The organism is Leifsonia sp. TF02-11 (assembly GCF_017565305.1).
Taxonomy (GTDB): Bacteria; Actinomycetota; Actinomycetes; order Actinomycetales; family Microbacteriaceae; genus Leifsonia.
The window spans coordinates 68,611-89,690 of sequence record NZ_JAGEKP010000003.1 but is presented as its reverse complement, the minus strand read 5'-3'; the positions used below and the strand labels follow the sequence as shown (position 1 = coordinate 89,690).

The following is a 21,080-nucleotide window of genomic DNA, read 5'->3' as shown; positions in this document are numbered from 1 at the left end:
CGGTCTACTCCTCTTCCTCCTCCAGTTCGAGGAGCTCGTCGGCGGCATCGGTGTTGCCCGCTGCCGCGAGGCGACGTAGCTCATCGAGGTCGCCGCGCTCGGCCGCGAGCTCGACGAGGGCGTCCTCGGCGTCGGAGCTGCCGGCGTCCGCGAGGCGCCGCAGCGCTGCGAGGTCCTCGGCCTCGATCGCGGCCTCCACCGCGAGGGCGACGTCGTCCGGATCGGACGGGACGGGTGGGATGACGGTCATGACGCTCCTTCCGACGAGCGCCACCTTACCCGGGCGTACGCTGAGACGCATGACCGAGAATCCGTCCCTCTCCACGGCCGTGCCCGCGATCGCGCTGAACTCCGGAACCAGCATCCCCCAGCTCGGTCTCGGCACCTGGCCGCTCGACGACGCGGAGGTCGAGCGTGCGATCGTCGCGGCGGCCGAGGTCGGCTACCGGCACGTCGACACGGCGGCCAAGTACGGCAACGAGACCGGCGTCGGTCGCGGGATCCGGGCCAGCGGACTCCCACGCGACGACTGGTTCGTGACCACCAAGCTGGACGGCGGCTACCAGGGCGACGACCGTGCGGTCGCCGGACTCGACGCCAGCCTGCAGCGGCTCGGACTCGACTACGTCGACCTGCTGCTCATCCACTGGCCGCTGCCCGCGCGCGACCAGTACGTCTCCACCTGGCAGACCTTCATCGCACTGCAGCAGAGCGGCAAAGCACGGGCCATCGGAGTCTCCAACTTCAAGCCGGCGCACATCGACAGGCTCATCGCCGAGACGGGAGTGACGCCGGCGGTCAACCAGATCGAGCTCAGCCCCGCCATCCCGCGGCTCGAACAGCGCGCCTACGGCGTCGAGCACGGGATCGTGACCGAATCGTGGAGCCCCATCGGCGGCTCCGGCGACCTGCTCGCGTCGCCCGCGCTTGCAGCGGTCGCCGACAAGCACGGTCGCACCCCCGGCCAGATCGTGCTGCGCTGGCACGTGCAGAACGGGCTCGTCGCGATCCCCAAGTCGCGCAACCCGCAGCGGATGGCCGAGAACCTCGCGGTCTTCGACTTCGAACTCGACACCGACGACCTCGCTGTGCTCGACGGGCTCGACCAGGGCCCCGACGCGGGCGTCGACTCCGACCGCACCGGGCACTGAACAGGCTCTACACGCGCACCAGCGGCAACCGCACGGTGACCACGAGGCCGCCGCTCGGTGCGTTCGCGAGCTGCACCGAGCCTCCCGCGGCGCCGGCCAGCGCTGCGACGATCGCCAGCCCGAGTCCGCCTCCGCCTCCCGACGTCGAGGTGCGGGCGCCGTCGGCGCGCGTGAACCGGTCCAGCGCGACCGGGATGAAGTCCTCCGGCATCCCCGGACCCGAGTCGTGCACCGTCAACACCACCGAGCGCGTCTCGACGTTCAGGGTCGCGCTCACCACGTCCTCTGGGCCCGCTCCCGCCTTCTTGGTGCGGATCGCGGTGATGGCGTTGCCCAAGAGGTTGTCCAGGATGCGCCCGAAGTCCGTCGGCGAGAGAGCGACCCGGGACGCCGGGTCCGGACGGCGTTTGGGGTCGTAGTCGAAGTCCACCGAGATCGGGCGGGCGTCCTCGTCGCTGCTTACCAGTAGGCGGGCACGGTCGATGGCGTCGGTGAGCTCGTCGACGAGCGTGCGCCAGTCGATGCGACCGCTCGACGGGCCGGCCTCGATGCGGGACAGCTCCAGAAGGTTGTTGGCCAACTGGCCGAGCCGCAGAGCCGTGGAATGCGACGAGCGGATGTCGTCGAGGAGCGCGTCCGCATCTCCCGCGTCGAGTTCGGCGAGCTCGAGCTGCCCGCGCAGCACCGCCAGCGGCGTGCGCAGCTCGTGGCTGGCGTCGGACACCATCTGGCGCTCCCGATCCGCCGAGGCGCGCAGCCTCCTGATCAGGTCGTTCAGGGTCGTCGCCAGCTCGGAGAGCTCGTCTTGGGCGGGGCCGACCGTCAGCAGCCCCTCCGGATCGTCGCCCGAACCGGTGCTCTCGCCGCCCGCGATGCGGTCGGCCTGCTCGCGCATCCGGCTCACCGGGCGCAACGCCGTGCGCGCCAGCAACCACGACGCAGCGCCGAAGCCGAGGATCAGGACCAGCGCACCCACCAACAGGGCAAGTGTCAGGCGGTCGAGGATGAGGGACGTCGTCTCGTCGTTGCGGGCCGCGATCACGTGCACATCGCCCGCGGTCGTCGCCACGGTGCGCACCAGGACGTCGTAGGTGTTGCCGTTGACCGAGAACGTCGACGGGGAGGAGCCGAGCGCGAGGAGCCGGGGGATGCGGTCCTCCAGCGACTCGGGGAGGGTCGAGGCGAGGATGTCGCCGTTGGCGTCGACGACGGCCAGCTCCTGGCCTCCGCCGGGCAGGTCGAACGGGCCGGCCGGGTTCGCCTCGACGGAGGCCGCCGGCGCGGTCACATCGTTGGTCAGCAGGGTGTTGGTGGCGTTGTGGAGGATGGAGGCCACTCCGACCCGGATCACGACGACGGCGACGAGGCCGAAGAGGGTGGCGACGACGAGGCTGCCGATCGTGATGCGCGCGGTGATCGACAGGCGCCGCAGCCAGGTCACGGCGCCGGAGCCTCCGCCGACGGCTGCTTCGCGTCGAGTGCGTTCTTCGCGTCCAGCCGGTAGCCGCGACCGCGCTCGGTCACGATCGACAGACCGGCGCCGGCGAGGTCGAGCTTCTTGCGGAGGTACGAGACGTACTGGTCGATGACGTTGGTCCCGATGTTGTCCGTGGTGCCCCACACCGACTCGAGGATGTCGGAACGCGACAGCGTCTTGTCGGGATTCGTCGCGAACAGTCGAAGCAGCGTGAACTCGCGCCGACTCAACGGCATCTCGTGTCCAGAGACGAGCGCCTGGTGCTCGTGCGAGTCGATCGTCAGCCGGCCGACGCTCACCTGGGGGCGCATGCCGCTCGGCTCGCGGCGCAGCAGCGCGCGGACCCGGGCTGCGAGCTCGGCGAACGCGAACGGCTTGGTCAGGTAGTCGTCGGCGCCCGAGTCGAGGCCGTGCACGCGGTCCTCGATCGCGTCGCGTGCGGTGAGCAGGAGGATCGGCATCGAGTTGTCGGCCTCGCGGATGTGGCGGCACAGCTCGAAGCCGCTCATGCCGGGCAGCATGACGTCGATCGCGGCGGCGGAGTACGCGTCGCCGCGCAGGGCGATGAGGGCGTCGACGCCGTTGGTGACCAGGGTGACGTCGTAACCCTCAGCGGCCAGGCCGCGCTCGACGAGGCCTCCCATGTCCGGATCGTCTTCGACAACGAGGAGCTTCATGCGCCCATCGTGCCACTGATCGCCGTGTCCGCGCTCGGATCACGGCCTCCCTTGCTTAGCGTCTGCTGAATGTTCTCGCAGAACGACCGTCAGGTTTGCTTGATCGCGGTCCGGAGCCGGCTCGGTGCGCGGTCAGCTGTTGCCGCGGTTGATGAGCCGGGAGAGCACGATGGCGCTCCGCGTGTGGTCGACGTTGGGCGCCAGTCGCACCTTCTCGAGCGCGGCCTCCAGACTCGGGATGTCGCGGGAGCGGATGTGGACGATCGCGTCGGCGCTGCCGGTGACCGTGCCGGCGTCCACGACCTCCGGAACCGCGGAGAGGATTCGCAGCAGCTCCTCGGGAGAGACCGTCCCCCGGCAGAACAGCTCGACGTAGGCCTCCGTGCTCATGCCGTCGATCGCGGGGTCGACCTGGATGGTGAAGCCGCGGATAACCCCGTCGGCGACCAGCTTGTCGACGCGGCGCTTGACCGCCGAGGCCGACAGGCCGACGACCCCGCCGATGTCGCCGTAGCCGGCGCGCGCGTTCTGGCGGAGCAGGTCGAGGATGCTGCGATCGAGGTTGTCCACGGCGCAAGCATACGGTGGATCGTTGCGCGAAGGGGAAGATTACGCGAGGATCGTGCGCCGTCGCGCAAAGGATGCGCGTGGGCGTTGCTCATCGCCGTCGACGGCTCCCCGATCGCAAGAAGAGTGCGCGAACCGCGATTCGACGGCGATTTCGTGCGCTCAGACGCAGACAATCGCTGACAATCGTATGTGACACGGTCGTCATGTCCATCACCGACGAGGAGGAGCGCGCCCGCGCCGAGCGCCCGGTGCGCACTCCCCGGGCGCGAGCGGTCCTGATGTGCCCGCCGGAGCACTTCGAGGTGGTGTACCGGATCAACCCGTGGATGAATCCCGGCCTGCCGACGGACACGCCCCTCGCGATGCGGCAGTGGGAGGAACTGCACCGCCTCTACGTCACTCTCGGCTTCGATGTGCAGCTCATCGAGCCGCTCGACGGCCTCCCCGACATGGTCTACGCCGCAAATGGCGGCTTCGTGATCGGCAATGTCGCCTATGGCGCGAGCTTCGCGTATGCGGAACGACAACCGGAGGGTCCCGCGTACCGCGACTGGTTGAGCACCGCAGGCTTCGAGGTCGTGGCGCCCCACGAGATCAACGAAGGCGAGGGCGACTTCCTCCTCGTCGGCGAGACGATCCTCGCCGGAACCGGATTCCGCAGCAGCGATGCCAGCCACCGCGAGCTCGCCGAGGTGTTCGGGCGTGAGGTGGTCACGCTGCGTCTCGTCGATCCCAGCTTCTACCACCTGGACACCGCCCTCGCAGTGCTGGACGACGCCCCGGGGCGGGAGCACATCGCGTACCTCCCGCGCGCGTTCGACGCCGACAGCCGCGCGCTCCTCGCCGAGCGGTACCCCGACGCGATCCTCGTCGACGGAGCCGACGCCGCCGTGCTCGGCCTCAACGCCTACTCCGACGGCTACCACGTCGTGATCGCCTCCCGTGCCGTCGGCTTCGCCCGCCAGCTGCGCGATCACGGCTACGAACCCATCGGCGTCGACCTCTCCGAGCTGCTGCTCGGTGGTGGCGGCGTCAAGTGCTGCACGCTCGAACTCCGGCGATGACGCCGAGCCCACGATGAGACAGAACAGTGAGAGGACGACCATGACCGACACCGTCGCCCACCGGATCCACCCCTCGAGCCCCGCCCCGACGGACCGCCAGGCGCAGGCGATCGCACTCGAGGACGAGCACGCGGCGCACAACTACCATCCGCTTCCCATCGTGGTCGCCGAAGGTCTGGGAGCGTGGGTGACCGACATCGACGGGCGGAGGTACCTGGACTGCCTCGCCGCGTACTCCGCGGTCAACTTCGGCCACTCCAACCCGCTGCTGCTGGACGCCGCCCGCGCCCAGCTCGAACGCATCACGCTCACCAGCCGCGCCTTCCACAACGACCAGCTCGGCCCCTTCGTCACCGAGCTCGCGGCGCTGGCCGGAAAAGACCTGGTGCTGCCGATGAACACCGGCGCGGAGGCGGTGGAGTCCGCCATCAAGGTCGCCAGAGCCTGGGGCTACCGCGTGAAGGGCGTCGCGGACGGGCAGGCCAACATCATCGTCATGGCCGGGAACTTCCACGGTCGCACCACGACCATCGTGAGCTTCTCCGACGACCCGGACGCGCGGGCCGGGTTCGGCCCGTACACGCCGGGATTCCGGAGCGTGCCCTACGGTGACGCCGACGCTGTCGCAGCAGCGATCGACGAGAACACGGTCGCCGTGCTCGTCGAGCCGATCCAGGGCGAGGCCGGGATCATCGTTCCGCCGCCGGAGTTCCTGCCTGCGCTGCGGGCACTGTGCGACGAGCGTCGCGTGCTCCTGATCGCCGACGAGATCCAGTCGGGTCTGGGCAGGACGGGCTCGACGTTCGCGTGCGACTTGGTCGGCGTCGTGCCCGACCTCTACCTGCTCGGCAAGGCGCTCGGCGGCGGCATCGTGCCGGTGTCGGCGGTGGTCGGCGACCGCGAGGTGCTGGGGGTGCTGCGCCCCGGAGAGCACGGGTCGACCTTCGGCGGGAACCCTCTGGCAGCTGCAGTCGGCCGCGCGGTCGTGGCGCTGCTGGCGACCGGTGAGCCGCAGGAGCGGGCCGAGCTCCTCGGCCTTCGCCTGCGCGCCGCCCTCGAGCGGCTGGTCGGTCAGGGCGTGCTGCGCGTGCGCGGCGCCGGCCTGTGGGCCGGCATCGACATCGACCCGGCCCTCGCCACCGGCAGGGAGGTCTGCGAACTGCTGATGGAGCGAGGCGTGCTCGCCAAAGACACCCACGGTTCCACCATCCGACTGGCCCCGCCGATCGTGGTCGAACCGGCCGACCTCGACTGGGCGGTCGAGCAGCTGGAGGCCGTGCTGGAGGACCTCGCCGCGCGCTCCTGAGCCCGCCGACGTAGAACGCAGTGTTCACCTCGGCGGGTCGCGGTGGGAGCATGGGCGGCATGACCGACACGGGCAGCAGCAACCGGCCGGAAGGCCAGACCCGCGGCGCGGGCGCGACCGCCACAAGCGACGCGAGTCGGGGCTTCTTCGGGCAGCCGCGCTCCCTCGCGAACATCTTCGGCGTGGAGATGTGGGAGCGGTTCTCGTTCTACGGGATGCAGGGCATCCTCCTCATCTACCTCTACTACTCTGCGGAGCAGGGCGGCCTCGGGATCGACCAGGCGACCGCTGCGGGGGTCGTCGGGGCGTACGGCGGCGCCGTCTACCTGTCGACGATCCTCGGCGCGTGGCTGGCCGACCGGCTGTTCGGGTCGGAGCGGGTGCTGTTCTGGAGCGCCGTGGTCATCATGGCCGGGCACATCGCGCTCGCCCTGCTGCCGAGCTATGCAGGCGTCATCGTCGGCCTCCTGTTCGTCGCGGTCGGGAGCGGAGGCCTCAAGGCGAACGCCACCCGCATCGTCGGCACCCTCTACGACGAGCACGACTCGCGGCGCGACGCGGGCTTCTCGCTGTTCTACCTCGGCATCAACCTCGGTGCGTTCTTCGGACCGCTGCTCACGGGACTGCTGCAGTCGACGCTCGGCTTCCACTGGGGGTTCGGTCTGGCCGCGGTGGGGATGGCGATCGGTCTCATCCAGTACTCGCTGGGCCGCAAGCGCCTCCCCGATGCCGCGCGCGAGGTGCCGAACCCGCTGCCCTCCGGCCGCTATCCACTGGTGATCGGGATCGGCGTCGCCGGGATCATCGTGATCGTCGCCCTCGTGCTCTCCGGTGTGATCAACGCGATCAACCTGGCGCTCTGGGTGATCGGCGTCACGATCGTCGCGGCGATCGCGTACTTCGTGGTCATCCTCGGCTCGCGTCTGCTGACCGGCGACGAGCGCAGCAGGATCATCGCGTTCATCCCGCTGTTCATCACCAACGCGGCGTTCTGGTCGCTGTACCAGCAGCAGTTCACGGTCGTCACGATCTACTCGGACAAGCGGCTCGATCGCAACCTGTTCGGCTGGGAGTTCCCGGTCTCGTGGGTGCAGTCCATCAACCCGATCTTCATCATCATCCTGTCGGGCGTCTTCGCCGCGATCTGGACGAAGTGGGGCGACCGGCAGCCGCCGACTCCGCTGAAGTTCGCCGCGGGGACGGTCGTCATGGGACTGGCGTTCTTCCTGTTCCTGTTCTGGGCGGGCGGCGGCAAGAACAGCACCCCGCTGCTGGCGATGGTCGGCATCCTGCTGGTGTTCACGGTCGCCGAGCTGCTGATATCCCCGGTCGGGCTTTCGGCATCGACGAAGCTCGCTCCGCACGCGTTCCAGGCGCAGATGGTCGCCCTGTACTTCCTCTCCGTTGCGCTCGGGACGGCGATGGCCGGGCAGCTCGCCAAGCTGTACTCGCCGGCGACGGAGGGCATCTACTTCGGAGTGATCGGTGCGGTCGCCGTCGTGATCGGCCTCCTCCTCGCCCTGCTGAGCCCGTGGGTGCTGCGGATGATGCGCGGGGTGCGCTAGCGGGCCGCTAGCTGTAGTCGGTCAGCTAGCCACGGGACACAGCCGGGTCTAGGGTCTTCTCATGCGATCTCACCGCCCGTACGTCGTGTGGCTGCTCGGGGCCGGCGGCCTGGCGACGGTCGTCGGGGTCGTGTGGGCCTTCGCGGCGATCGAGGCGGCGGGGCGGTCGGTGGCCTCTGGCCCGATGATGACCCTGCCGGTGAACGTCTATACCCAGTACACGCAGCGCAGCATCGTGCCCGACTACACGGGGCTGTGGCTCGCGCTCGGCGTTGCCGGCATCGGGGTCCTCGTGCTTCTGGCCGGTGCCGTCGTGGCCTTCGTGCGGCCGCGTCCGGCGTGAGGCGAACAGGCGTCCGCAGGGTGCGATAGCGACCTCCGGCGGCCGGTTGTCATACTGGAGGCATGGCTCCGTACGACAGCACCGCACGCATCCTCGCCGTCTGTCGCGTGGCGCAGCTGCGGCCCGACGACGGCAACGTCGGCGTGACCGCGATCGACAAGCAGCCGGTCACGCCGCGATTGAAGGTGCGCACCCTCGGGCTCTACGGCGACGTGCAGGCCGATCGCAAGCACCACGGCGGCGTCGGCAAAGCGCTCTACGCGTACGCGGACGAGGCGGCGGACTACTGGGCGGCACAGCTCGGCCGGGCGATCCCGCCCGGGCTGTTCGGCGAGAACCTGCGGACCGTCGGCGTCGACGTCGACGGTGCGGAGATCGGCGAGCGCTGGCGCATCGGCGACACGCTCGTCGTCGAGGTCACCTGCCCGCGAACGCCGTGCGCGACCTTTCAACGACGCATGGGCGAGCCGCAGTGGGTGCGGCGCTTCACCGAGGCCGGACGCGTCGGCGCCTACCTCGCGGTCGTGCACACGGGCACCGTCGGCGCGGGTGACACGGTGGAGGTCGTCCGCAAGCCGGGCCACGGCGTCACCGTCGCGTCGTGGTTCGCCGGAGCGGATGCCGCACAGGCGGACGCGCTGCTCGCCGCGGAGGCCGACGGACAGGTCGAGCTGTACCGCGAGATGACGGAGTCGATCGCGAAGGTGCGCGGCCGGGCCGCGTGAGGCGTCAGACCGCGCCGTCGCCCTCGTCGCCGTCGAGCCCCAGTTCGCGCCTCCAGTGGGCGAGGAACTCGGCGCCGGCGGTGTCGTGGACGGCGCCCCCGATCGTGATCACCTCGTAGGGGCGATCGAGTACACCGTCGGCCGGGCGCACGTCGACATGCGCGACCTCCCGGCCGGTGCTGTGCACGAAGTCGGCCATCTTGTAATCGCTGCGCGAGTCGCCGATCGAACGCCAGCGGTGCGGGAGCGGGCCGCGCTCTGCGAAGTAGTCGAAGGCGCGCTGGGCGCCCCGGTCCTTGTCGAGGAGCACCGACTCGATGTCGGAGGAGATGATCGTCGGGTCGATGCGGAACGGCACGGCGCCGTCGGCGTCGGGCGCGACGCGCTCACCGTACCGCAGGCCGAGGCCGAGCCCGGACAGCAGGTCGAAGGCGGCGTCCTGGAAACGGCTCTGCGCCCCGGCATAGGTCTCGGAGTCGACATCGGTGCGCTGCTCGACCGAGATCATCGCGCGCTTGGTCTCGTCGAAGAACATCGTGTCGGCGAAGCGGTCCCTGACCAGGCGCCGGATGCCGTCGACCGCCGCCTCGGGAAGAGCGACGGTGGCGTCGACGGCGACCTCGCCCATCCCGTCGCCCGTGATCGGCGCCCACGCGCCGCCCTTCTCGAAGACGCCGAACATCCGCGCACCGTGCGACGCGAGCGCCTCGCCGAGACCGGCGTCGCACAGCGGAGCGACCACCTGGTTGCGGATGAAGTCGCCGGAACGGCCGGTGATGAAGGCGATCGGGACTCCTGCCGCGGTCATGGCGACCAGGTCGGTGACGATGCTGCGGATGGCGATGGTCCGGGTGACGGGGCTGGCGATCGGGCCGTCGACGTCGAAGAGGAGTCCGAGGTTGTGCACGCTCCATTCTCCCGTTGCGGCCGGTGCCCTCCGAACCCGCGGGACAATGGGAGGAGACCACGAAAGGACCGGCCGTGCTCCGCACCATGTTCACGTCGAAGATCCACCGTGCGACGGTCACCCACGCCGACCTCCACTACGTCGGCTCGCTGACCGTCGACCTCGACCTGATGGAGGCCGCCGACCTGCTTCCGGGCGAGCAGGTCGCGGTGGTGGACGTCACCAACGGCTCCCGGTTCGAGACCTACCTGATCGCGGGGGCGCGCGGCAGCGGAGTCATCGGCGTCGATCCGGCCGAGGCGCTCGCCGAGGGCGTGGGCGCGCCGCCGTTCGCCGTGGCGGTCGGTGGCCCGGCAGCCGCGTCGACCGCTGGGCCGGCGTGACCTACCGCGCCACCGAGCGCCTCCATCCGATCGACGGGACCCGCATCGAGCTGGAGGCCGAGGTGCCGTTCGCCGCACTGCGCGCCGCGTTCGAGGCGGAGGTCCCGGAACTCGACCACGACCTCCTGCGCCGTCTGCTCGACTCCGGCGCCGACTGGACGACGCTGACGCGCTCGCTCGCCGGGCCCGGATCGCACCGGCTGGTGCGCTTCTGGAGCAGCGACGCGACCGCCGTGATGCGGGTGGGCGGGATCGACGTCCCCGGCGTCGGCTACCTCGTCGGCGACTACGCGACGGCTGCGCGGATGTACCGGCACGACGCGTCCGCAGCGCTGTATGCGCCGTTCCGGGTCGAGCTGCACGCGGCGGGGGAGGGCAGCACGGTGCTGAGCGCCGACCAGCCGAGCGCTCCGCTGCGCGGCTTCGGCAACAACAAGATCACGCAGGCCGGGTTTGAGCTCGACCGCATGCTCGGCGACCTGCTCGAAGACCTGGGACTGCCTCGGCCGAGTGTGCTGCGGCGGTAGGGGTCTGCGGTCGCTGCCAGGATCGGAGCATGGAGATCGCAGCACTGCAAGACGAGGTCGAGGCGGTGTCCGCGCACTACGCGGAGCGCCACGACATCGACCGCACGGACGACTGGTTCCTGCTCAAGCTCGGCGAGGAGGTCGGCGAGCTGATGCAGGCGTATCTCGCGAGGTCGGGTCAGACGCGCGACAAGGGCCGAACGGAGCCGCAGCGGGAGGCGGACTTCCGCGCCGAGCTGTCCGACGTTCTGGCGCAGGTGCTGCTGATCGCGCGCCGGTTCGACGTGGACTTGGAGGCGGAGGTCGCACGCAAATGGTTCGTGTGGAAGCCGCAGCAGTCCGGCGACTAGGCCGTGGCCTCCGCTGAAAATGAGCGGCGGGCGGGTACTCCCTATCCGCCCGCGTCGATGATGCGGGGTGTATTGACCAGTATCCTTGCTGAATGGAACTCCGCCAGCTCGAACACTTCGTCACGGTCGCCGAAGAGCGGCACTTCACTCGCGCCGCCGAGCTGCTGCAGATCTCACAGTCCGGGCTGTCGGCCTCCATCCGCTCGCTCGAGCAGGAGCTCGGCACCTCCCTCTTCATCCGCAGCACCCGGCGCGTCGAGCTGACGACGGCCGGTCAGGCACTGCTCGCCGACTCGGTGCGCACGCTCGCGAGCGCGGCGGCCGCGCGCAATGCCGTGGCCGCGGTGCGGGGGCTGCTGCGCGGCCGGCTCACCATCGGTGCAGAGCCCTGCCTCGGATCGGTGGACCTGCCGGCAGAACTGGCGGCGTTCCGCACGGCGAACCCCGGCGTGGAGGTGCGGCTGCGCTACTCGGGATCGGAGGAGCTGGTGGATGCGGTCGCCGGCGGTCGCGCCGACGTCGCCGTGGTGGTCGACACCGGTCACGCGCCCAGCGGCGTGCGGCTGCGCGCGCTGAGCACGCAACAGCTGCTGGTGCTCTGCCATCCCGACCATCGCTTCGCTGCCGAGACCAGCATCCCGATCGACGCGCTGCGCGGCGAGCCGCTGGTCGGGTTCCAGGAGGGCTGGGGCGCCCAGGCGCTCGCCCGGCGCGCCTTCGCTGCGGCCGGGTTCGACTACCGCGCTGCGATGGAGGTCAACGACGTGCACCCGCTGCTCGACCTCGTCGGCTACAACCTCGGCGTGGCCGTGGTGCCGCAGAGCTTCGCCCGCAAGCGTCCGGACCAGCTGCGCGCTGTCGCCCTCAGCGGGGACGTGCCCGAGTGGACGGTCGCCGTGGCGGTCTCCGATGAGCCGAGCCCGGCCGCTGCGGCCTTCCTGCGCCAGCTGGCGCGCGTCGAGGCGCCGACGCAGCCCGCCTGACGCCCCCCTCGGCAGGGCGCCAGCGAGCCGCGGGGTCAGGCGGCGTCGAGGCGGGCGAGTTCCTCGGGGGTGAGGACGACGTCCACCGCCGTGATCGAGTCCAGGATGGTCTCCCGGCGCGAGGAGCCCGGGATCGGGATGACGTGCGGGCTCTGCGCCAGCTCCCACGCGAGCGCGACCACCTGGGGGCTGATCCCGCGCGCCGACGCGATCTCTGCGAACGGCGCGAACCGGTCGCCGAGGTCACCGGCGCGGGTGATGCCGCCGAGCGGGCTCCACGGCAGGAAGGCGATGCCCAGCTCGTCCGCGAGGCGCAGTTCGGGCTCGCTGGAGCGGAATGCCGGCGAGAACTGGTTCTGCACCGACGCCAGGCGGCCGCCGAGGATGCTCTGAGCCTGGCGGATCTGCTCCGGGTTCGCGTTGGAGATGCCGGCCAGCCGGATGACACCCTCGTCGAGGAGGTCGCGGATCGCTCCGACCGAGTCCTCGTACGGAACGGCGGGGTCGGGCCGGTGGAACTGGTACAGGCCCAGTGCATCTCCGCCGAGGCGGGCGAGGGAGGCTTTGGCGGCCTCCTTCAGGTATTCGGGGCGGCCGTCCACGTACCAGCTGCCGTCGCCGGGGCGCAGGTGGCCGCCCTTGGTGGCGACCAGCACGGTGGAGGCGTCGCCGCTCCAGGTGCGCAGCGCTTCGGCGAACAGCTCCTCGTTGTGGCCGACCTCGTCGGCGTGGAGGTGGTACGCGTCGGCGGTGTCGAGCAGCGTCACACCGGCGTCGAGGGCGGCGTGGAGGGTGTCGATGGAGCGCTTGCGGTCGGGGCGCCCCTCGATCGACATGGGCATGCCGCCCAAGCCGATCGCGGAGACCTCGACATCGCCGATTCTGCGGTTCTTCACTCGGGATCCTTTCGTTACCAGGCGTAGTCCTCGGGCGCCGTCGCGTGGCCCGGGAAGATCTCGTCGAGACGGTCGAGCGCTGCGCCGTCGAGGTGGACGTCGAGGGCGCGGATGCCGGCCTCCAGCTGTTCGCGGGTGCGCGGGCCGATGATCGGTCCGGTGACGCCAGGGCGGCTGAGCAGCCAGGCGAGCGCGACGTCGCCCGGCTCGTGGCCGAGGTCGGCCGCGAACGACTCGTAGGCCTCGATCGCGTCGCGTTGCGTGGCGAGCGTCTCGGCAGCGCGCCCCTCCAGGCGACGTCGGCCCTCGTTCTGCTTGCGGAGCACCCCGCCGAGCAGGCCGCCGTGAAGAGGCGACCAGGCGATCACGCCGACGCCGTTGGCCTGGGCGGCGGGCAGCACCTCCAGCTCGACCTGCCGGGTGAGGAGGTTGTAGATCGACTGCTCGCTCACGAGGCCGAGGGCGTCGCGCTTGCGGGCCTCGGCTTGCGCGGTCGCGATGTGCCAGCCGGCGAAGTTGCTCGAGCCGGCGTAGAGGATCTTTCCCTGGGTGATGGCGACCTCGATCGCCTGCCAGATCTCGTCCCACGGGGTGTCCCTGTCCACGTGGTGGAACTGGTAGATGTCGATGTAGTCGGTCTGCAGCCGCTTCAGGCTGGCGTCGAGAGCGCGGCGGATGTTGAGCGCCGACAGCTTGCCCTCGTTCGGCCAGTCGCCCATCGCGCCGTAGAGCTTGGTGGCGAGGACAGTGCGCTCGCGGCGCCCGTCGCCCTTCGCGAACCAGTCGCCGATGATCGACTCGGTCGCGCCGCGGCCCTTGCTGCGTCCGTAGACGTTCGCGGTGTCGAAGTAGTTGATGCCGGCGGCGTGAGCGGCATCCATGATCTCGAAGGAGTCCTCCGCCGTCGTCTCCGGCCCGAAGTTCATCGTGCCGAGCACCAGCCGGGACACCGACAAGCCGGAACGCCCCAGGTGGGTGTACTGCATGTCTGTCATGCCGCCAGCCTCCGCCCGTCCGGACGAGAAGTCCAACAGGAGGTCGTGATGGGATTGTGCGCCGGCGGTGATGGATCGCGCGTCAGCAGCGCACACGCGGGCTAGCATCCCACTCATGCGCGACGTGATCCCCGGTGTCCACCGGCTGACTTCCGCCAGCGGCGGCAACGCCTACCTGATCGAGGAGGGCGACCGGGCCGTCCTCGTCGACACCGGGTTGCCCTCGAGCGCGGACGCCGTGGTCGAGGAGCTGTCCGCTGCCCGCATCGCGAAGCTCACCGACATCGTGCTCACGCACTACGACCCCGACCACGTCGGGGGTGCGGCCGCCGTTCAGCGCGCGACCGGCGCCCGAGTCTGGCTCGGAGGCCTCGACATCCGCATCCTTCGCGGCGAGACCGAGGCGCCGACGCGGCTGCGTCGCGCGATGTTCCGGTCGGGGTGGCTGGGACGCGCAGAGCTTCCCGAGCTGACCGCGCTGCCGGGCGACGTCGGCGTGGAGATCGCTCCAGCGATCGTGGCCGAGCCGGCGCCGGGCCACACGCCCGGCCATCACATCGTGCGCTGGCGCGGGGTCGCCTTCATCGGCGATGCCGCTCGCGTCTCGAAGGGCCGGCTCGTGCACTTCCCCGGTTTCCTGATCAGCGACCGCCCGGCCGCCGACGCAACGCTCTCCGCGCTCTCGGCCTCGACGCCGCGGCTCGTCTGCCCGGGCCATGGCGCCCCGGCCCGCCTGACCGCGTAGCCACGGGAACGCGTAGCCCGCGAGTACGCCCGAACTCAACGAAAAACCGCCGACCACGCGGAGATTTCGCGTGCGCGGCGGTGTGTGCCTGCAGTTCCAGGATATGCGACCGGGTGGGGCTTGCGGCAAGGGGGTGGTGGCGGCGCAGAATCGACGATCGTGACTGCGACCTCCACTGCCTTCGCCCTGCCCGAAAACCTTCAATTCAAAGCCGATCCCGCCCTCATCGCCCGGGATGAGCAGCACTTCGCCGCCGTCGATGAGACCCTCCGCCGCACCGTCGCCGAGCTGTCCGACCAGCTCGCCGCCGAGCTGCGCGCTCCGGGAGGCCACGGCCAGAAAGCGCTCGACCGCGACACCGAGGTCCGCCGGCTGAGCGCTCGACTGCGCGCGCTCGGCCGGTACGGCCGCGACGTCTGCCTCGGGCGCATGGTCCCTGCCGCCCCGGACGGCGGCGCGGTCGGCGGGGAGCCGACCTACATCGGTCGCTTCGGGCTCACCGACGGCGACGGACGAAAGCTGCTGGTCGACTGGAGATCGCCCGCCGCCGAGCCGTTCTTCGGTGCGACCCACGGCGACCCGATGGGGCTCGTCAGCCGGCGGCGCTACCGGTGGACGAACGGTCGCGTCACCGACTACTGGGACGAGGTCTTCGCACCGGATGCGCTGGACGACGCGGCATCCCGCGCGGCGCTGGACGACCAGTCGGCGTTCATCGCGAGCCTCGGGGCGAGCCGGTCGCCGCGGATGCGCGACGTGCTCGCGACCATCCAGGCCGATCAGGACGCCATCATCCGTGACGGCTCCCGCGGCGCGCTGGTCGTGGACGGCGGCCCGGGCACCGGCAAGACCGTCGTCGCGCTGCACCGCGCCGCCTACCTGCTGTACGCCGACCCGCGGCTCTCGCGCGGCCACGGCGGCGTCCTGTTCGTGGGTCCCAGCCCCGCGTACCTGGCGTACGTCTCCGATGTGCTCCCGAGCCTGGGTGAGGACGGCGTGCAGCTGTGCACCCTGCGCGACCTCGTCGCCGAGGGGGCGACCGCGGCGCCGGAGGCCGACGAGGAGGTCGCCCGGCTGAAGGCGTCGTCGGCGCTGGTCGCGGCCGTCGAGAGGGCAGTGCGCCACTACGAGACGCCGCCGTCGCGCGGGATGGTGGTCGAGACCGAGTGGGCCGACCTCCCGCTCACGCCCGACGACTGGGCCGACGCGTTCGACGTGGCCGGCGCCGGCACCCCGCACGACGAAGCCCGCGACGAGGTGTGGGAGGAGCTGCTCACGATCCTGGAGGCGAAGGCCGGAGACTCCGTCGCCGCCGCACCGTTGCGTGCTCAGCTCGTGCAGAGCGCTGCGCTGCGTACCGCGTTCACCCGCGCCTGGCCGCTCCTCGACCCGGCCGGTGTGCTCGGCGACCTCTTCTCGGTGCCCGCCTACCTCCGGGAGTGCGCGCCCGGGCTGACCGCGGAGGAGGTCGCGCTGCTGCAGCGCGACGACCCGCGCGCGTGGACGCTCTCCGACCTCCCGCTGCTCGACGCCGCGCGCCAGCGCATCGGCGACCCGGCGGCGACCCGGGTGCGTCGCGAGCGCGAGGCGGTGCTCGCGTTCGAGCGCGAGGGCAGGAACCGCGTGGTCGACGACCTGATCGCGGCCGACGACGGCGAGGGCCTTGTGACGATGCTGAGAGGGGCGGACGCGCAGACCTCGCTGATCGACGAGGCGGCGCTCGCCACCCTCGACCCGGACGTGCTCGCCGGGCCGTTCGCGCACATCGTCGTCGACGACGCGCAGGAGCTCACCGACGCCGAGTGGCGGATGCTGCTACGGCGGTGCCCGTCGCGCAGCTTCACGATCGTGGGCGACCGGGCCCAGGCGAGGCACGGCTTCACGGAGGCGTGGGCGACGAGGCTGGCCGCGGTGGGCATCCCGGACGCGCGGGTGTCGACGCTGAGCATCAACTACCGCACTCCGCAGGAGATCATGACCGAGGCGGAGCCGGTGATCCGCGCGGCCATCCCGGACGCCAACGTGCCGACCTCGGTGCGCAGCAGCGGGCTCCCGGTCGCGCACGGGATGCGCGGCGACCTCGCCGCGAGCGTCGCCGGGTGGCTCGCAGCCGACCCGGCCGGAATCGGCTGCGTCATCGCGGAGCCGGCCGGAATCGAGGCCGCGGCGGCGGTCGTCCCGCCCTCCGATCGCGTGCGCGTGCTCACGCCGGCACAGTCGAAGGGGCTCGAGTTCGACCTCGTCGTGCTGGTCGACCCCGATGGCTTCGGCGAGGGGATCGAGGGCGCCGTCGACCACTACGTGGCGATGACGCGGTCGACGCGGGAGCTGGTGGTGCTGAGCTAGCTAGAGCGCCAGCGCCGCCTCGAGCTCCGGATCGGTCGGCTCGACCAGGTGGCGGCCGTCGGGGAACACGATCACCGGGATGTTGGTGCGGCCGCTGATCGCCTGGGCGCGGTCGGCCTCCTCCGGGCGCGCGACGAGGTCGATGTACTCGTAGTCGGCGCCGAGGCGGTCGAGGAGGGCCTTGGAGCGGATGCAGTCGCGGCACCAGTCGGCGCCGAACACGGTGACGGTTTCGAACGAGTCGGTCATCCTCCCAGCCTACGGAGCGGCGACTGGGAGTCCGCCGTCCACGATCAGTGTGGCGGTCGCGGCCGTCGGCTCGATGAGGCGGGCGTTGGCGCCGTCCACGTCGGTCGCCCACGCCCGGGCGGCCTCCGGCGTGCGGCCGTGCCGGACGTGGCGCTCGATCAGCCTCCGCAGCCGTTCGGCTTCCGGCGTCGCGACGAACCAGCTCTCGGCCAGGAGGTCGCGGATGCGCGCCCACGGCTCAGCGGGCGCGAGGAGGTAGTTGCCCTCGACCACGACGAGTCGCACGCCGGGGTCGATCGCGATGCTGCCGGCGACAGGTTCACCGACCGCCCGGTCGAACGCGGGCGCATAAACCGTGTTCGCGCGATCGGCCAGGACCCGTTGCAGTAGCGCGACGAAGCCCCAGCCGTCAAAGGTGTCGATGGCGCCCTTGCGCTCGCCGCGGCCCAACGCCTCCAGGGTCGCGTCGGCGAGGTGGAAGCCGTCCATCGGGAGGTACGCGGCGACCTCAGACCCGGCCTCCGCACCGGCCGCGGCGTTCGCCGCCGCCACGACCGCGCGGGCCAGCGTGGTCTTGCCCGATCCGGGACTGCCTGCGATGCCGACGATCGCCCGTCCCTCGGCCGGGACGAGGGCGAGCGCGCGGTGCGCGAGGGCGGCCGGGTCGGTCGGCGACGGGTCGAAGTCCATTCGACCATTGTCGGTGCAGATCGCCTCGACGGGATCTCAGCCCGTCGGCAGCCGATACGCCCGCTCGGCCGAGTGCGCGAACACCTCGGCTCGCTCCTCCGCGGACGCCCCGGCGAGCAGTTCGTCGGCGACCGCCCGCGTCTGCGCATAGGAGCCCACGAGCGTCGACACCGGCCAGTCGCCGCCGTAGAGCACGCGGGACGCGCCGAACGCCTCGAGGGCGTGCTCGACGTATGGCCGCAGTCGGGGAGCGTCCGAGCCGCCGCGGAGCGTGGTCAGGCCGGAGAGCTTGACGGAGACGTTCGGGCGGCGCGCGAGTTCCGTGAGCAGGCCCGCCCACGGTTCCGCCGTCGCTGCGCCGACCGGCGGGGTGCCGAGATGGTCGATCACGAGCTGCAGCGACGGGTATTCGTCGGCCAGTGCCATCGCGTGTTCCAGGTGGCGGGGGAGCACCCCGATCACGTCGAAGGTCAGACCGCGTGCCGCCAGCAGCCCGAGCGACGAGCGCACCACCGGCCGCCCGAGCCAGTCGGGGTCCGGCTCGTCGTGGATCAGATGCCGCACGCCGACGAACGAGGGATGCTCCGACCACGCGTCGAGCTGACGGGAGGCCGTGGCAGGGTCGAGCAGGTCGACCCAGGCCACGACACCCGCGACCATCGGGGAGGACACCGCGAACATCGCGGCCGAGTCCTCCACCGAGTTCGCGGCCTGCACCAGGACGACTCGGTCGACACCCGCCCGCTCCAGCTGGGGTTGGGCTTCTCCGAAAGCGAATGTGCGGTCGATCGGTGCCAGCGCCTCGGTCAACCAGGGGTACGCGACCCGCTCCAGGTCCCAGAGATGGAGGTGGGCGTCGACGGTCATGGTCGGCTCCTCCTCGAAAGCGCGGTGGATGTATCGATTGTGGATCACACGGACTCTCCATATCCTATAGGCAATAGGCTTTGGCCGAAAGATCCCCGACCCGCGATCCACGCGAAGGAGAGTCCGCCCCGTGACACCCGCGCCGCCCCACCTCGCCCCCGCCTCCCACACGGCCGTCGACGGCACCATCGTCAGCGCGGAGGCATGGCTGAGCGACCTCGAGGTCGAGACCGTCCGGACCGACGCCGTGCAGTCCTTCCTCAAGCAGGAGACGATCTTCGTCCGCCTCCGCACCGCGGGCGGCGTTGAGGGCATCGGCTACAGCTACACGATCGGCACCGGAGGCGAGGCTGTGCTCAGCCTGCTGCGCACGTGCCTGCTCGACGTGCTGATCGGGTTGGACGCCCACCGCCCGGAGGCCGTCTGGCGGGCGCTCTTCTCGGCGACGCGAGCGACCACGGTCGGCGCGATCACGTCGTTGGCGCTCGCCGCCGTGGACACCGCCGTCTGGGATGCGCGGTGCAAGGCCTCCGGGCTTCCCCTGTGGGTCGCCGCCGGCGGCGCGCGGCCGAGCATCCCGCTCTACGACACCGAGGGCGGCTGGCTGCACTTCGACACCGACGAGCTGGTCGCCCAGGCGCTCGAGTCGCAGCGGCGCGGGCTGGGCGGCGTGAAGATCAAGGTCGGCAAGCCGCGCGGCCACGAGGATGCCGAGCGCCTCGCGGCCGTGCGCGCCGCGGTCGGGCCTGGCATGGACCTCATGGTCGACGCCAACCAGTCGCTGACCGCAGCGGAGGCCATCCGCCGGGCGGCACTCTTCGAACCGCTGGACATCTTCTGGTTCGAGGAGCCGCTTCCGGCGGAGGACGTCGCGGGCCACCGCCGGCTGGCCGCGTCGACGACGCTCCCGGTCGCGGTGGGCGAGTCGCTCTACTCGGTCGGGCACTTCCGCGAGTACCTGCAGACCGGTGCGGCCTCCATCCTGCAGGTGGACGTCGCGCGGGTCGGCGGAATCACGCCGTGGCTCAAGGTCGCGCACCTGGCCGAGTCGTTCAACGTCGCGGTCGCGCCGCACTTCCTCATGGAGCTCCACGTGTCGCTCTGCTGCGCGGTGCCGAACGCGCTCTATCTGGAGCACATCCCGCAGCTGCGCGCCGTGACGAAGCGAGAACTCGTCATCCGCGACGGGCACGGCGTGGCGCCCGTCGCCCCGGGGCTCGGGATCGACTGGGACTTCGACGCGATCGACGACCGTCGCGTGGCATGATGACGAGCGTGGAGCTGGGCGCGATCGGGTACGGCGTCGCCGCGCTCGGCAATCTGTACGCCGCTCGCCCGGACGACGTGTGGCCGGCGATCATCCCCGCCGCGTGGGAGGCCGGGATCCGCTACTTCGACGTCGCACCCCACTACGGGCTCGGGCTGGCGGAGGAGCGGCTCGGCGAAGGCCTGCGCGGCCTGCCGCGAGACGAGTACGTGGTGTCGACCAAGATCGGCCGCCTGCTGGAACCGAACCCGGACTACCGCCCGGGCCAGAGCGACATCGGCAACCTGTTCGACGTGCCGTCGACGCTGCGGCGCCGCTTCGACTTCTCCCGCGACGGCGTGCTGCGGTCCGTGGAGGACTCCCTGACCCGGCTCGGTCTCGACCGCATCGACATCCTGTTCGTCCACGATCCCGACGACCACGAACGGGAGGCGCTCGACGGCGCCTTCCCCGCCCTGGCGGAGCTGCGGTCGCAAGGCGTGATCCGCGCCTACGGTGCCGGGATGAACCAGTCCGCGATGCTGTCGCGGTTCGTTCGGGAGACCGACCTCGACATCGTCATGTGCGCGGGCAGGTACACGCTGCTGGACGGCACGGCTGCGGCCGATCTGCTGCCGGCGGCGGAGGAGCGCGGCGTGCAGGTGGTGGTCGCGGCGGTGTTCAACTCCGGCCTCCTCGCCACCGATCGGCCTGTCGCCGGGGCGACGTTCGACTACGCCGCGGCCCCGGAAGCGCTGATCCGACGCGTCGACCGGATCGCCGATGTCGCCGCACTCTACGGCGTCACGCTCCCGCAGTTGGCGGTGCAATTCCCGCTCCGGCATCCCGCGGTCTCAACCGTCGTGCTCGGCGCGGACACCCCGGAGCAGATCGTCCGCAACGCCGCCCTGGCCGCGCCTGACGTTCCGGCTGCGCTCTGGGCCGAGTTGGATGCGGAGCGTCTGATCGCTCCCGTCGATCCTGCATCCTCTTTCCTCTAGCGATCGGGCTCGCGAGC

The 21,080-nt window shown here is 71.1% G+C and carries 23 protein-coding genes and 1 pseudogene; 14 read left to right on the top strand and 10 right to left on the bottom strand.

Annotated features, from left to right (window positions below):
- Positions 1-4 precede the first annotated feature (4 nt).
- Positions 5-250 carry a hypothetical protein gene (locus JNB50_RS02540; RefSeq protein ID WP_208038544.1) on the bottom strand — a complete coding sequence of 82 codons (246 nt, stop codon included), beginning with the start codon at positions 248-250 and terminating at the stop codon, positions 5-7.
- A 49-nt stretch (positions 251-299) separates the two neighbouring features.
- Between JNB50_RS02540 and JNB50_RS02535 the strand changes: the two genes are divergently transcribed.
- Positions 300-1,151, top strand: a complete 852-nt coding sequence (locus tag JNB50_RS02535; protein WP_208038543.1) for an aldo/keto reductase — start codon at positions 300-302, stop codon at positions 1,149-1,151.
- Between the two features lie 7 nt (positions 1,152-1,158).
- Here JNB50_RS02535 and JNB50_RS02530 read toward each other — a convergent pair whose 3' ends face one another.
- The 3 genes from JNB50_RS02530 to JNB50_RS02520 form a co-directional block, all read right to left on the bottom strand.
- Positions 1,159-2,592, bottom strand: a complete 1,434-nt coding sequence (locus JNB50_RS02530) for a cell wall metabolism sensor histidine kinase WalK (protein ID WP_208038542.1) — start codon at positions 2,590-2,592, stop codon at positions 1,159-1,161.
- Positions 2,589-3,305: a response regulator transcription factor gene (locus tag JNB50_RS02525; RefSeq protein ID WP_208038541.1), complete on the bottom strand. Its 717-nt coding sequence runs from the start codon at positions 3,303-3,305 to the stop codon at positions 2,589-2,591. The genes JNB50_RS02530 and JNB50_RS02525 overlap by 4 nt, the downstream gene beginning before the upstream one ends.
- A 132-nt stretch (positions 3,306-3,437) precedes the next feature.
- A complete protein-coding gene (locus JNB50_RS02520; protein ID WP_185275485.1) occupies positions 3,438-3,875 on the bottom strand; it encodes an Lrp/AsnC family transcriptional regulator in 438 nt (145 codons plus the stop codon).
- Positions 3,876-4,078: 203 nt separating this feature from the next.
- Here JNB50_RS02520 and ddaH point away from each other — a divergent pair, with 203 nt between their 5' ends.
- The 5 genes from ddaH (at position 4,079) to JNB50_RS02495 (ending at position 8,878) form a co-directional block, all read left to right on the top strand.
- Complete coding sequence (gene ddaH, locus JNB50_RS02515; protein WP_208038540.1) at positions 4,079-4,939, top strand: dimethylargininase; 861 nt, start codon at positions 4,079-4,081, stop codon at positions 4,937-4,939.
- A 40-nt stretch (positions 4,940-4,979) separates the two neighbouring features.
- Positions 4,980-6,245, top strand: a complete 1,266-nt coding sequence (gene rocD, locus JNB50_RS02510; RefSeq protein WP_208038539.1) for an ornithine--oxo-acid transaminase — start codon at positions 4,980-4,982, stop codon at positions 6,243-6,245.
- 59 nt (positions 6,246-6,304) lie between these two features.
- Positions 6,305-7,810 (top strand): peptide MFS transporter, encoded by a 1,506-nt coding sequence (locus tag JNB50_RS02505; RefSeq protein WP_208038538.1) that lies wholly within the window; start codon positions 6,305-6,307, stop codon positions 7,808-7,810.
- A 61-nt stretch (positions 7,811-7,871) separates the two neighbouring features.
- Positions 7,872-8,153: a hypothetical protein gene (locus JNB50_RS02500; protein ID WP_208038537.1), complete on the top strand. Its 282-nt coding sequence runs from the start codon at positions 7,872-7,874 to the stop codon at positions 8,151-8,153.
- Positions 8,154-8,215: 62 nt separating this feature from the next.
- A complete protein-coding gene (locus tag JNB50_RS02495; protein ID WP_208038536.1) occupies positions 8,216-8,878 on the top strand; it encodes an MOSC domain-containing protein in 663 nt (220 codons plus the stop codon).
- Between the two features lie 4 nt (positions 8,879-8,882).
- Here the strand turns inward: JNB50_RS02495 and JNB50_RS02490 are convergent, their stop codons facing one another.
- Complete coding sequence (locus tag JNB50_RS02490) at positions 8,883-9,785, bottom strand: hypothetical protein (protein WP_208038535.1); 903 nt, start codon at positions 9,783-9,785, stop codon at positions 8,883-8,885.
- A 74-nt stretch (positions 9,786-9,859) separates the two neighbouring features.
- On the opposite strand from JNB50_RS02490, the pseudogene panD reads away from it, so the two are divergent.
- From panD to JNB50_RS02470, 4 genes and pseudogenes are all read left to right on the top strand, one after another.
- Positions 9,860-10,087: pseudogene (gene panD, locus JNB50_RS02485) on the top strand (aspartate 1-decarboxylase); the annotation flags it as partial.
- A 77-nt stretch (positions 10,088-10,164) separates the two neighbouring features.
- Positions 10,165-10,695, top strand: coding sequence for a hypothetical protein (locus JNB50_RS02480; RefSeq protein ID WP_208038533.1), 531 nt, complete (start codon positions 10,165-10,167; stop codon positions 10,693-10,695).
- 29 nt (positions 10,696-10,724) lie between these two features.
- A complete protein-coding gene (locus JNB50_RS02475) occupies positions 10,725-11,045 on the top strand; it encodes a MazG nucleotide pyrophosphohydrolase domain-containing protein (protein ID WP_208038532.1) in 321 nt (106 codons plus the stop codon).
- Between the two features lie 92 nt (positions 11,046-11,137).
- Entirely contained in the window at positions 11,138-12,028 is an 891-nt protein-coding gene (locus JNB50_RS02470) for a LysR family transcriptional regulator (RefSeq protein WP_208038531.1), read from the top strand.
- Between the two features lie 35 nt (positions 12,029-12,063).
- Here the strand turns inward: JNB50_RS02470 and JNB50_RS02465 are convergent, their stop codons facing one another.
- On the bottom strand, positions 12,064-12,924 hold the full coding sequence (locus JNB50_RS02465; protein ID WP_208038530.1) for an aldo/keto reductase: 861 nt from the start codon (positions 12,922-12,924) through the stop codon (positions 12,064-12,066).
- 14 nt (positions 12,925-12,938) lie between these two features.
- Positions 12,939-13,910, bottom strand: a complete 972-nt coding sequence (locus JNB50_RS02460) for an aldo/keto reductase (protein WP_208039142.1) — start codon at positions 13,908-13,910, stop codon at positions 12,939-12,941.
- A gap of 124 nt (positions 13,911-14,034) precedes the next feature.
- Between JNB50_RS02460 and JNB50_RS02455 the strand changes: the two genes are divergently transcribed.
- Together JNB50_RS02455 and helR are read left to right on the top strand one after the other, a co-directional pair.
- Entirely contained in the window at positions 14,035-14,664 is a 630-nt protein-coding gene (locus JNB50_RS02455; RefSeq protein WP_208038529.1) for an MBL fold metallo-hydrolase, read from the top strand.
- A gap of 156 nt (positions 14,665-14,820) precedes the next feature.
- Entirely contained in the window at positions 14,821-17,010 is a 2,190-nt protein-coding gene (gene helR / locus JNB50_RS02450; protein ID WP_208039141.1) for an RNA polymerase recycling motor ATPase HelR, read from the top strand.
- On the opposite strand, the gene JNB50_RS02445 is transcribed toward helR, so the two are convergent.
- From JNB50_RS02445 to JNB50_RS02435, 3 genes are read right to left on the bottom strand one after another with little or no spacing between them, the layout of a single operon-like run.
- Positions 17,011-17,259, bottom strand: a complete 249-nt coding sequence (locus JNB50_RS02445) for a glutaredoxin family protein (protein ID WP_208038528.1) — start codon at positions 17,257-17,259, stop codon at positions 17,011-17,013.
- Positions 17,260-17,268: 9 nt separating this feature from the next.
- Positions 17,269-17,949: a nucleoside/nucleotide kinase family protein gene (locus JNB50_RS02440; RefSeq protein ID WP_208038527.1), complete on the bottom strand. Its 681-nt coding sequence runs from the start codon at positions 17,947-17,949 to the stop codon at positions 17,269-17,271.
- A 36-nt stretch (positions 17,950-17,985) separates the two neighbouring features.
- The gene (locus tag JNB50_RS02435; RefSeq protein WP_208038526.1) at positions 17,986-18,816 is read right to left on the bottom strand and encodes an amidohydrolase; all 831 of its coding nucleotides are present in this window, start codon (positions 18,814-18,816) and stop codon (positions 17,986-17,988) included.
- Positions 18,817-18,946: 130 nt separating this feature from the next.
- On the opposite strand from JNB50_RS02435, the gene JNB50_RS02430 reads away from it, so the two are divergent.
- Together JNB50_RS02430 and JNB50_RS02425 are read left to right on the top strand one after the other, a co-directional pair.
- Positions 18,947-20,083, top strand: a complete 1,137-nt coding sequence (locus JNB50_RS02430; RefSeq protein WP_208038525.1) for a mandelate racemase/muconate lactonizing enzyme family protein — start codon at positions 18,947-18,949, stop codon at positions 20,081-20,083.
- On the top strand, positions 20,080-21,063 hold the full coding sequence (locus JNB50_RS02425) for an aldo/keto reductase (RefSeq protein WP_208038524.1): 984 nt from the start codon (positions 20,080-20,082) through the stop codon (positions 21,061-21,063). Before JNB50_RS02430 ends, JNB50_RS02425 begins: the two co-directional genes overlap by 4 nt.
- The last annotated feature ends 17 nt before the right edge of the window (positions 21,064-21,080 follow it).